At 53.7% G+C, this 12,107-nt stretch carries 12 protein-coding genes; all 12 read left to right on the top strand.

Features of this window, described 5'->3' with window-relative positions; translation table 11 throughout:
* Window positions 1-40: 40 nt before the first annotated feature.
* Window positions 41-343, top strand: a complete 303-nt coding sequence (locus QOY30_RS17520) for a hypothetical protein (RefSeq protein WP_283745903.1) — start codon at window positions 41-43, stop codon at window positions 341-343.
* Between the two features lie 49 nt (window positions 344-392).
* Window positions 393-578, top strand: coding sequence for a hypothetical protein (locus QOY30_RS17515; RefSeq protein ID WP_283745902.1), 186 nt, complete (start codon window positions 393-395; stop codon window positions 576-578).
* 139 nt (window positions 579-717) lie between these two features.
* Window positions 718-1,044 carry a hypothetical protein gene (locus QOY30_RS17510; RefSeq protein ID WP_283745901.1) on the top strand — a complete coding sequence of 109 codons (327 nt, stop codon included), beginning with the start codon at window positions 718-720 and terminating at the stop codon, window positions 1,042-1,044.
* A gap of 944 nt (window positions 1,045-1,988) precedes the next feature.
* Complete coding sequence (locus QOY30_RS17505; protein WP_283745900.1) at window positions 1,989-2,081, top strand: potassium-transporting ATPase subunit F; 93 nt, start codon at window positions 1,989-1,991, stop codon at window positions 2,079-2,081.
* On the top strand, window positions 2,078-3,886 hold the full coding sequence (gene kdpA / locus QOY30_RS17500; protein WP_283745899.1) for a potassium-transporting ATPase subunit KdpA: 1,809 nt from the start codon (window positions 2,078-2,080) through the stop codon (window positions 3,884-3,886). The genes QOY30_RS17505 and kdpA overlap by 4 nt, the downstream gene beginning before the upstream one ends.
* 10 nt (window positions 3,887-3,896) lie before the next feature.
* Window positions 3,897-5,969 carry a potassium-transporting ATPase subunit KdpB gene (gene kdpB, locus QOY30_RS17495; RefSeq protein WP_283745898.1) on the top strand — a complete coding sequence of 691 codons (2,073 nt, stop codon included), beginning with the start codon at window positions 3,897-3,899 and terminating at the stop codon, window positions 5,967-5,969.
* A gap of 13 nt (window positions 5,970-5,982) precedes the next feature.
* Complete coding sequence (gene kdpC / locus QOY30_RS17490) at window positions 5,983-6,555, top strand: potassium-transporting ATPase subunit KdpC (protein WP_283745897.1); 573 nt, start codon at window positions 5,983-5,985, stop codon at window positions 6,553-6,555.
* Window positions 6,556-6,602: 47 nt separating this feature from the next.
* On the top strand, window positions 6,603-7,403 hold the full coding sequence (locus tag QOY30_RS17485; RefSeq protein ID WP_283745896.1) for a TorF family putative porin: 801 nt from the start codon (window positions 6,603-6,605) through the stop codon (window positions 7,401-7,403).
* Window positions 7,404-7,623: 220 nt separating this feature from the next.
* Window positions 7,624-7,923, top strand: a complete 300-nt coding sequence (locus tag QOY30_RS17480) for a hypothetical protein (protein ID WP_283745895.1) — start codon at window positions 7,624-7,626, stop codon at window positions 7,921-7,923.
* Window positions 7,924-8,501: 578 nt separating this feature from the next.
* Window positions 8,502-8,633 (top strand): hypothetical protein, encoded by a 132-nt coding sequence (locus tag QOY30_RS17475; protein WP_283745894.1) that lies wholly within the window; start codon window positions 8,502-8,504, stop codon window positions 8,631-8,633.
* Window positions 8,630-11,377, top strand: a complete 2,748-nt coding sequence (locus QOY30_RS17470; protein ID WP_283745893.1) for a DUF4118 domain-containing protein — start codon at window positions 8,630-8,632, stop codon at window positions 11,375-11,377. The genes QOY30_RS17475 and QOY30_RS17470 overlap by 4 nt, the downstream gene beginning before the upstream one ends.
* A complete protein-coding gene (gene kdpE, locus QOY30_RS17465) occupies window positions 11,370-12,065 on the top strand; it encodes a two-component system response regulator KdpE (RefSeq protein WP_283745892.1) in 696 nt (231 codons plus the stop codon). The genes QOY30_RS17470 and kdpE overlap by 8 nt, the downstream gene beginning before the upstream one ends.
* Window positions 12,066-12,107 lie beyond the last annotated feature (42 nt).

Raw genomic sequence — 12,107 nt, 5'->3', positions numbered from 1 at the left:
AGTTAAATTGTTTGGAAAAATAATTCGTAAAGGAGGACCAATGAAGCGCATCACCCTTATATTGAAAACATCGGAAGTTCTGCCAGTTCGTAAAGCCGCATGCATTGCGGGCGCGAACCATATTGTTGTTCACACCATGTCTCATCGAGAATATGCCTTGGTTCCAATCCAGCATGTCTCACCAGAAGACGAACTTGTTAAGCTTGACGTGATGGTTGTCGATAGTCATTTTGATGAAGTTGTTTCCACAATCCTTACGACTGCACATTTCGGTAAGATCGAAAAAATAAGCTCGATCAATGCAAAACATGCCTTGTTCAGCTTCAGCGAGTTGGCAGCATAACGTATCGCTTGTTTGTGCTTTGTGATGGATATATTTTGGAGGTGTAATCGTGAATTTCAATTTCACTAAAGTAACAGCCATTGTTAATGAAATAGGCCGTCCAACCTTCGGCAGGCTTTTTGCTAAGCAAAATAAATCCAGCAAAGTAGTTGTCATCGATCGCCAATATCAAGGAAGCCATAATGTCGGCATGTATGGACTGTTGGTTTCAACCGATGACGCGCACAATCGCTAATTCAAATCGCGAATTAGATCGGATGTGTCAATCAATACGCCACAAGGCTATCCATACTGTTTACTGATTGCTACGGCTGGAGTAGTACGATTATTTGTATATTCGCCTGAGTTAACTTAATCAGAAATTGGAGATCATCATGCAAAACGCGTTCACTGTACATTGCATCCCTTGGAAAGCAGGAGCTCCTTTATTGCAAGAAATTCGAGTGGCCGCTAGTGAGATGGGACTCATGGGCAAAGGCGATACGCTTACTGACAACCTGGACAATCAATATAGACATGCTCTTGCGTTAAGCAAAAATGGCAGGGCCCTCGGCTGTGCTCGTCTTACTCCTAACGGCCATATAGATCGCATTGTGGCACTGCCGCTTGAACAACGGGCGCAAATCGAAACGGCATTGAAAGAAGTATTGAATGATTATGCGCAACAATTAAGGATCGCTCCAATTCAGCAATTGAACTAGCAGTCAGTCTGAGCTTCATTCGTCATTTCGGACAGTATCCGGCTTCGCACAAGCGATGGATAGCGTACCTTGCAACTGGGAGAGCAGGTCAAATGGCGGCCACAGGCCAAACGATCCAGGATGGGATGAACTTCATGTCCTTTCCCGCAAACTGGACATGTGTGAGACACCATGACGGTTTTAGATGACACATTCAGCATAACGTACCTGCCGATTCACCAAATCGAACATGCTTAGAGTCATATACCAGCTTTTGATATATTCGTTTCATTTCCATTTCAAATCAATTCATCGACAGTGATAATGCCGACTCGGCATGCCCGTACAGTCAAGGTTCTGTTTAAAAAATTCTATTTTTGCCGAACGGTTTGGATTTTAAGAGATTCTCGAACATGACTTGTGCTAACCAGAGTAGGCATATAAAGCCCATCAGTGCTAACACCAGATTGATGAACATTTCTGCAAGATCATTCATTCCATTTTCCTTATCACAATGTCACTCGACACAACTGAGCGATTCGTTAGATTAAGGAAAACTGCGTAAAGATTTTCTAAAACATAGACGGCAAGACGTAAATAATCCGTAAAGCCAGGCAAAGAAGATTTGTTATCGGCTTCCAACAATATTTGTCGGGTATAACGCCTCACTATTCAGTCGTACTGGTTGAATGCCGGGTGGACTTAGGGAAATTTCCCTTCAGACTATCTTGACCTTAGTCAATTTCTCCACTAATCAGCTCGCGCAGCCGAGTGAATCTTTATAACTTCTTTACACACACGAGCCTCTTATTTACACCGTTTTTATTCGCCATTCCCTACCATGCTCCCCGTGTTTTTCCAACAGGAGTAAATGAAATGGACTGGTTCTATCTATTGTTGATTCTGGCCTTCTTTGGCCTGAGCGTGCTGCTGACCTACGGCATCGAAAAACTGGGGAGGCCGTCATGAGCTTCTTCTATATCGTGGCTGCCATCGCGGCATTGTTGTTGATGGTTTATCTCGTCATTGCCTTACTTAAACCGGAGTTGTTCTCATGAGTACCAATGGATTGCTGCAAATTGCCTTGTTCCTCGGTGTGCTTATCGCCCTGGCGAAGCCGCTCGGCTGGTACATGGCACAAGTTTACGAGGGAAAGCTGCCGGCGTTTGTGCGCTGGGTAGCTCCTGCCGAAAATCTTTTTTACCGCCTGTGCGGTGTGGACAGCAAGCAGGAAATGCGCTGGACCCGTTATGCGCTGGCGATGTTGTGGTTTGCGCTGCTCAGCATGCTGGCAGTGTATGCCATGCAGCGCCTGCAAGGTATGCTGCCGCTGAATCCCCAGGGTTTCGGCGCAGTGAGTCCCGATTCGTCTTTCAATACGGCAGTCAGTTTCCTGACCAACACCAACTGGCAAGGTTATAGCGGCGAATCCACCATGAGCTACCTCGTCCAGATGGCAGCCTTGGCGGTGCAGAACTTCCTTTCTGCCGCTGCCGGTATGGCCGTGCTGGTGGCATTGATACGCGGCTTTGCACGCCATACCACGGAAACCATCGGCAACTTTTGGGTGGATATGACGCGTAGCACGATCTATATACTGCTGCCGCTTTCCGTCGTGCTGGCGCTGGTGCTGGTCAGCCAGGGTGTGGTGCAGAACCTGTCTGCCTATCAAACTGTGCCCACAGTGGAAACAATCACCTACGACAATCCGAAAATGGATGCCGCCGGTAATCCGGTGAAAGACGCCGCAGGCAACCCGGTCACTGAAAAGGCAACCACTAAGGAGCAGGTCATTGCGCTGGGTCCGGTCGCATCGCAAGAGGCGATCAAGCAACTCGGCACCAACGGCGGCGGCTTCTTCAACGCCAACTCGGCTCACCCGTACGAGAATCCCACGCCATTCTCCAATTTCCTGGCGATGATTGCGATGTTCTTGATTCCTGCTGCCCTGTGCTACACCTTCGGCAGCATGGTGGGCGATACACGTCAGGGTTGGGCGATCCTCGTAGCCATGACAATTTTGTTCGTCGGTTTCCTTGCAGTGGCTGAATACGCCGAACTGAAGGGCAACCCTGCCTTTACTGCCTTGGGTGTGGATCAAAACGCTTCCATCACACAATCCGGTGGCAATATGGAAGGCAAAGAAACGCGCTTCGGCATCGTCAATTCAGCCTTGTTCGCCACGATTACCACAGGAGCTTCCTGTGGTGCAGTGAATTCCATGCATGACTCCTTCACGCCGCTGGGCGGGCTGGTTCCGCTGGCGCAGATCCAGTTGGGCGAAGTGATCTTCGGCGGTGTTGGTTCTGGCTTGTACGCGATGTTGGTATACGCCGTGATCGCTGTGTTTCTGGCCGGGCTGATGATCGGGCGCACCCCGGAATATCTGGGCAAGAAGATCGAGGCTTTCGACATCAAGATGGCTTCGCTGGTGATTTTGATTCCGCCCATGATTATTCTCGGCGGGGCCGCCTTGGCCGTCATGCTGGCCGCGGGTAAAGCCGGCGTCGCGAATCCCGGTGCACACGGCTTCAGCGAGATCCTGTATGCGTTCTCATCAGCTGTCGGCAACAACGGCAGTGCTTTCGCAGGTCTATCGGCCAATACGCCATTTTATAACACTGCGCTGGGCTTCGAGATGTTCTTCGGCCGCATCTGGCTGATGATTCCGGTGCTGGCGCTGGCCGGTTCGCTGGCGGCCAAAAAACGCATCCCCGCCAGCATAGGCAGTATGGCGACGCATACACAAATGTTCGTCTGGCTGCTGATCGGTACGGTACTACTGGTAGGTGCGCTGAACTTTGTACCAGCATTGGCGCTCGGCCCGGTGATCGAACACCTGAACATGATTAGTGTTCATTAAGGAGATTTGCATGACAACCAAGACTGTTCCGTTTTCCCTGTTTGAGCGCGATATCGTCAAACAGGCCGTGGTGGACTCGTTCAAAAAACTGAGTCCACACCAGCAAATGAAGAACCCCGTGATGTTCGTGGTGTGGGTGGGCAGCTTACTGACCACTGCACTGTTCTTTCAGGCTCTGGGCGGACACGGCGAAGCACCTGCCGGTTTCATTCTGGCCATCACACTATGGCTGTGGTTCACCGTGCTGTTCGCCAATTTCGCTGAAGCTGTGGCGGAAGGCCGCAGCCGCGCCCAGGCCAACGCCATGCGCAGTGCCAAGCGCGACATCGTGGCAAAGAAACTTGTTCGTCCGAACTATGGCGAAAAGTTTGCTGAGGTTCCGGGCTCCAGCTTACGCAAAGATGATGTCGTGCTGGTAGAAACAGGTGATTTCATTCCCGGCGACGGCGAGGTAATCGAGGGCGTTGCCTCGGTGGATGAAAGCGCCATCACCGGTGAAAGCGCACCGGTGATACGCGCTTCCGGCGGCGACTTCAACGCGGTGACCGGCGGTACGCGCGTGCTGTCCGACTGGCTGGTGGTGCGCATCACCACCAATCCGGGCGAGACATTCCTGGATCGTATGATCGCGATGGTGGAAAGCGCAAAGCGCCAAAAGACGCCGAACGAGATCGCGCTCACCATATTACTGGTGGCGATGACGCTGATTTTCCTGTTTGTCATTGTCACCCTGTTGCCGTTCTCCATCTACAGCGTCGAAGTGGCTGGTGCCGGGCAACCGATCAGCATTACTGTGCTGGTGGCGCTGCTGGTATGCCTGATCCCGACAACGATCGGCGGCCTGCTTTCCGCCATCGGTGTAGCCGGTATGGGGCGCATGTTGCAAAAGAACGTGATTGCAACGAGCGGTCGTGCAGTGGAAGCGGCAGGCGATGTGGATGTGTTGCTGCTGGACAAAACCGGCACTATCACGTTGGGCAATCGCCAGGCCAGCAGTTTCCTGCATGCCAGTGGTGTGACCGAGGCCGAACTGGCCGATGTGGCTCAACTCGCCTCGCTGGCCGACGAAACGCCGGAAGGCCGCAGCATTGTTGTGCTGGCCAAGGAGAAATTCGGCCTGCGCGAACGAAACATCCATGAGATGGGTGCGACCTTCGTGCCCTTCAGCGCACATACGCGCATGAGCGGGGTTAATCTGGAAAGTCGCCAGATTCGCAAGGGTGCGACCGATGCTATACGCGACCATGTCGTCGGTCTTGGCGGTATTTTTCCTGCCGATGTCAATACCATTGTGGAGACTGTCGCGCGCCGCGGCAGCACGCCGCTGGTGGTGGCGGACGGAATCAAAGTGCTGGGCGTGATCGAGCTCAAGGACGTCGTCAAGGGCGGCATCAAGGAACGTTTCGCCGAACTGCGTCGCATGGGCATCAAGACCATCATGATCACCGGCGACAACCGCCTCACCGCCGCCGCTATTGCCGCCGAAGCGGGCGTGGATGACTTCCTTGCTGAAGCCACGCCAGAAGCTAAACTGAAACTGATCCGCGAACATCAGGCGCAGGGCAGGCTGGTGGCGATGACCGGCGACGGCACCAACGACGCCCCTGCACTGGCGCAGGCCGATGTGGCGGTGGCTATGAACACCGGTACGCAGGCGGCGAAGGAAGCAGGCAACATGGTGGACCTGGATTCCAACCCAACCAAACTGATCGAGATCGTCGAGACCGGCAAGCAGATGCTGATGACCCGCGGTTCTCTGACTACGTTCAGTATTGCCAACGACGTGGCCAAGTACTTCGCCATCATTCCGGCAGCATTTGTGACCACTTATCCGGCACTCGGCGCGCTCAATGTGATGCATCTGGCGACGCCGTCCAGCGCCATCCTGTCCGCCGTGATATTCAACGCGCTGATCATCATCGCGCTGGTGCCGTTGGCGCTGAAAGGTGTGAAATACCGCGCCATCGGGGCGAATGTGCTGTTGCGTAACAACCTGCTGATCTACGGGCTGGGTGGCGTCATCGTCCCCTTCGTTGGCATCAAGCTGATCGACCTGTTGCTAGTCGCTCTGCATTTAGTTTGAGAAAGGAATAATCATGTTGAAAGAAATTCGTCCCGCTGTAGTCAGTTTCCTGTTGCTGACCCTGCTTACCGGCATCGCATACCCGTTGCTGGTGACAGGAATCTCGCAGGTGGCCATGCCCGCCAAGGCCAACGGCAGCATGATCATGAAAGACGGCAAGCCGGTTGGCTCCAGCCTCATCGGCCAGTCCTTCTCGGATCCGAAGTATTTCTGGAGCCGTCCTTCGGCGATCGGCCCGATGCCCAACAATCCAACTGCTTCTGGCGGCTCGAATCTGGGACCAACCAACCCGGCCTTGATGGATGCGATCAAAGGCAGAGTGCAAGCCCTGCGCGATGCCGATCCGGGTAATACGCAGCCTATCCCTGTCGACTTGGTGACTACATCCGCCAGCGGGCTTGATCCGCACATCAGCCCTGCGGCAGCGGAATACCAGCTTGCGCGAGTGGCACGGGTGCGCAACCTCAACCCGGAAACCTTGCGCAAGCTGGTAGCAGATCACACTGAAGGCCGTCAGTTCGGCATTCTGGGCGAGCCGCGGGTGAATGTGCTGGAACTCAATCTGGCGCTGGACGCAGCGCGCTAAATCCGACCGAAAACATATTTTAATTAACTGAATAGAAAGTACTGGCAATGTTTAAAAGCAAATTATTGAATATTTTGATACTCACCGCACTGAGCGCACCTGGGTTGGCATTGGCTGACACAGCTCCCGCTTCACCGTTCTCTGCTAACGTGGCGTTGACGACCAATTACCTGTATCGCGGCATTTCGCAATCCGGCGCCAAACCAGCCATTCAGGGTGGTTTTGACTATGCAAACGCCAATGGCCTGTATATCGGTACATGGGGTTCAAGCATCAGCTGGTTGGGGGATGAATATACTACCGGTGCAAATCCGGCAGGCGCGCGAGATGCTGGACTGGAACTCGACACCTATGGGGGCTACAAGGGAACAGCAGGTGTAGTTTCTTATGATGTTGGCTTTCTACGCTATAACTATCCCGGCAATTACGCTCCAGGTGCAACCAAGGCTGATACCAACGAAGTCTATGGAGCGGTGACCTACTCCATTGTGACGGCCAAGTTGTCGTATAGCCTGGGTGACCTGTTTGGCGTTTCTAACGCCCAAGGTTCTACTTACCTCGATTTGAGCGCGAACTATCCGATCGGTGACAGCGGCTATACCCTGGGTGCACATTGGGGCAAGCAAGCCTACAAAGGCAGCACTGCTGATCAACTCAAAGCCAATGGCGCTGATCCATCCTACGCTGACTACAAGTTAAGCGTCAGCAAAGACATGGGATCTGGTTACGGTGTGAGCTTGGCTTACAGCAAAACAAACGCTGCAACAGGCGCAGGTACATTCTATACCGTCGCAGGTAACGAACTGGGAAAGGGCATTGCCGTATTGGCTCTGAGCCGTACGTTCTGATAAATGCGTTAGCTTGTATTGTTACGCTAAACCGTTACCAAATGCGCTTGGTGAATTGTTCTTCGCCAAGCGCATCTATTTTGGCGAACGTTGATGGTACGGATCAACCCAGATCGCGGTGCGAATTCTTAATGAGTTTTTTACACCCGAAGACTAACAATTTACCCTATTTTTATACTGTTTCTCATAGCATGCTCCCTATTCAAGGAAGGAGGTTTGTATGAAACGAATCACTACAGTATTAAGAGAATCTGAAGCGATGATTGTGCGCAAAGCTGTCTGCGTCGCAGGAGGTGAGCATGTTGTCATTACCCCGATTCCATATCGGGTGCGCGCGGTTGATATGGCGGAAATACGCGCTAAAAGGACAATTCACGAGTCATGCAAGCAGGTACGGTTCGATGTGACGGCCGAAGACAGTATGGCTGGCAGCGTTATTGAAGTTATCCGTAGAATCGCGCAAGCCGGAAGGATTGATCTTGCCTCTTTTCAACATTGCACACCTAAGCGTGCCGCTTAGCAATGGAGACTGTTCTCATGAGCAATGCTATAGATCCATTTCTGGGCCTTATCGGCATTGCCATTCCAATTGGGGTTGCGTATGTCATCTTGTTGTTGCAATCGCGCAAGCCGTGCAGCGACCACCTGAAAACTTCAGCATCTGCATGCAATGAATTGCTACAGGAAAGGACGGAAGAATCCAGTGCCGAGGAAAATCGCGCTGAACCATAATCTTGCTCTGCCTACCTTGATTTGAGTTATTGCTTTCTCGATTAGGAGTCTTGTAATGAATACGGATGTTCAGCCTATACAAAACGTTCCTTTCTTGTATTTTCTGCCATTCCTATATGGATCACAGAGAACCTGAGAGACTTCTTTCGAGCAAGTCAGTGAAATAGAAATTCGCATCAGTCAGGGATGGAGGTTGCATGGGGATTTGCTACATCGTGATCCACGATGTTAAACATTGCACAACAAACACAATAATTTATATCACGATCTTGATTGACAGGGACTGCGAACAACGTGACCAAGTTGTCAGTAGTCGGTGCACATTAGAGTTGGATAGTCACAACTTGTTATAAACTGGAACCCATAATGACTGCCCCCGACCATACCGTCCGCCATTTCCGCAAAGTCCTTTTCGGGGCGGTGCAATTGATGCCGCTTGCGGACGGCGGTAAAGAGCAGTGCGAATTGCAGGCGCAGTACGACGAAAGAAAGTCATGAACGAACAACGTCCTGATCCCGATTCTTTGTTAGAGCGTGTACAGCGCGCAGAAGCGAAGCGCAGACGCGGCCGCCTGAAGATATTTTTCGGCGCGTCCGCCGGTGTCGGCAAGACCTTCGGCATGTTGCTGGCAGCGCGCGAACGCCGCGCTGAAGGTCTGGACGTGGTGGCGGGCTATGTGGAAACGCACAAACGTGTCGAGACAGAGCAGTTGCTGGAAGGACTGGAAGTTTTGCCGATGCGTATGGTGGATTACCAGAACACGCAACTGCGCGAGTTTGATCTGGATGCTGCGCTCAAGCGTCATCCTGCGCTGATCCTGGTGGACGAACTGGCGCACACCAATGCACCGGGTTCGCGCCATGCCAAGCGCTGGCAGGATGTGGAGGAATTGCTGGATGCGGGGATAGACGTCTATACCGCGATCAATGTCCAGCATATCGAAAGCCTCAACGACGTTATTTCGCAAATCACCGGCATCCCTGTATGGGAGACCGTCCCGGACTCTGTGCTGGAGGAGGCGACTGAAATCGAGCTGATTGATCTTCCGCCGGACGAGTTGCTGCAGCGTCTGAAAGAAGGGAAGGTTTATCTGCCGCAGCAGGCAGAACGTGCCGCTAAGAATTTCTTCCGCAAGGGCAACCTGATCGCCTTGCGCGAGCTTGCATTGCGGCGCACGGCGGACCGGGTGGACGCGCAGATGCGCGACTACCGTGACGATCACGCGATCCAGAACGTATGGCAGGTCAAAGAGCGCCTGCTGGTTTGTATCGGGCCGGGTGGCACGGCTGAAAACCTGGTTCGCGCGGCATACCGACTGGCGCAACTGCTGCGGGCGGAATGGGTCGTGGTCTATATCGAGACTGCGAAGCTACAACATCTTTCCAAAGAGCAACGTGATGACATTTTGCGCACGCTGAAGCTGGCGGAAGAGTTGGGGGCGGAGACTGCGACGCTGAGCGGTTATAAACTGGCCGAGGAAGTGATCACCTATGCCCGCACCCGTAACGCCACCCGTATCGTGCTTGGAAAACCGACACGGTCGGAATGGAAGCGTTGGCTGTTCGGGTCGCTGGTCGACACGATCATCCGGCAAGCCAAGGACATCGATATCCACGTGGTGGGAAAGGAATCCAATTTCCTGTCGCAATCGCGGGAAAACCCTTATTTCGCGCGCAGCCGCTTGTATCTCGGGCTTGCTTCCGAGGAGCAGCAGCCGATGTTCAAGTGGCGCGCAGGCTATTTGTGGGCATTTGTCGCGACGGCCATCAGCACCGGCATATCCTGGGTCATATTCGACCATTTCGACCTGGCCAACCTGATCATGGTTTACCTGTTGGGCGTGGTGATAGTCGCTGCGCGTTACGGACGCGGCCCGTCGGTATTGAGTTCATTCCTGGGCGTGGTGGCATTCGATTTCTTTTTTGTTCCGCCGCGATTCAGTTTTGCGGTTTCGGACAGCCAATACCTGATGACATTTGCTGTCATGTTGATGGTTGCACTGGTGATCAGCAGCATGACCGTGAGTACCCGTCACCAGGCCAGGATCGCGGGTCACCGCGAGCGCCGCATAGCATCGTTATTTGGCTTGAGCCGCGAACTGGCGGCGACGCGCGGCGAGGAAAATATTCTGCGCATTGCGGTCAGGCATGTGGCGGATGTATTTGAAGCACAGGTAGCCGTGTTACTGCCCAACGCAACGGGGCGCATCGTTTATCCTGGAGGTGAGGGCGAACCGCAATCCTGTCATGGCAGCGACCTGAGCGTGGCGCAATGGGTCTTCGACCACGGGCAGATGGCAGGACTGGGAACGGATACCCTGCCGGGCGGGGAGATGGTCTATCTGCCGCTACAGGCATCGTCCGGAATGATAGGCGTATTGGCCTTGTTGCCGCTGAACCCGGCGCGGATCGCTCTGCCCGAGCAACAGCGGCTTCTGGAAACGTTTGTCAGCCAGATCGCGCTGGCCTTGGAGCGGGTCAAGATGGCGGTCGAAGCGCAACGCACCCAGTTAAAAATGGAGACGGAACAGTTGCGCAATACTTTGCTGTCGGCGATCTCGCATGATTTGCGCACCCCGCTGGCGGCGATCATCGGTGCCTCCAGCAGTCTGCTGCGGGATAGCGACAAGCTCGACGATCATGCACGCCGTGAGCTCGGCCAGTCCATTTATGAAGAGGCGATACGCATGGCCGGACTGGCCAACAACCTGCTGGACATGGCACGGCTGGAGGCCGGTGCCGTCGTGCTGAACCGGCAATGGCAACCTTTGGAAGAAGTGGTCGGCGGGGCGCTGGCAGGAATGAGCGCACGCATGGCCAACCATCCGGTCAACGTCAGGTTGCCGCACGATCTACCCTTGGTCGAGATCGACAGCATGATGATGGAGCGGGTATTTGCGAACCTGCTGGAAAATGCCGTGAAATACACCCCACCCGGCACGGCTATTGAAATATCTGCCGGAACTGACCAGAACGAATTGGTGGTGACCATCTCCGATCACGGTCCCGGGATCCCGGCGGGTGAAGAAGAACGCATTTTTGAAAAATTCCACCGTGTCGCCAAGGAGGGTAACCAAGGCGGGGCAGGTCTTGGCCTGACGATCTGCCGTGCCATCGTGGAGGCACATGGCGGAAGGATGTGGGCGGATAATTTGCCTTCCGGGGGCGCCGCATTCCATTTTGCCTTGCCGTTGTCGGAGCCACCTTCTATTGAAAACGAAGAAACCGCCAATCATGAATAATTCCGCCACCATTATTGTTATCGAGGATGAAGCGCAGATACGCCGCTTCCTGCGCACTACGCTGGTATCGGAAGGCTATCAGGTGATCGAAGCTGAAACCGGCAAGCAGGGCTTGACCGAGGCCGCAACACGCAAACCGGACCTGGTCATTCTCGATCTCGGCCTGCCCGATATGGACGGAGTGGAGGTTGTCAGAGGAATACGTACGTGGTCTACCGTTCCCGTCATCATCCTGTCCGCTCGCTCGCAGGAAAGCGACAAGGTTTCCGCGCTGGATGCGGGGGCGGATGATTATCTGGTCAAGCCTTTTGGCGTCGGTGAGTTGCTGGCAAGGATACGCGTGGCATTGCGTCATGTGACTTCGATTTCGACTGGAGTGGAAGAAGGCGTTTTCTCAGTGGACGAGTTAAGGGTGGACATGACGCATCGCAATGTCACAGTCAGCGGTGCGGAAGTGCATCTCACTCCACTCGAGTACCGTCTGCTGACCGTGTTAGTCAAGCACGCGGGCAAGGTGCTGACGCACCAGTTGTTGCTCAGGGAAGTCTGGGGGCCGAACTACGTGGAGCGAGCTCACTATCTGCGTATCTATATGGGTATCCTGCGCCACAAACTGGAGAAAGATCCTGCACGACCGCGTTTCCTGCTGACGGAAAGCGGTGTGGGTTACAGACTGGCTGCGATTTGAATGCCCATCTAGCATTTATTAAGCCCATTCAAAATTACGCCG

It is taken from the genome of Sideroxydans sp. CL21 (assembly GCF_902459525.1).
Taxonomy (GTDB): domain Bacteria; phylum Pseudomonadota; class Gammaproteobacteria; order Burkholderiales; family Gallionellaceae; genus Sideroxyarcus.
This window is presented reverse-complemented; position numbering and strand designations above follow the sequence as displayed.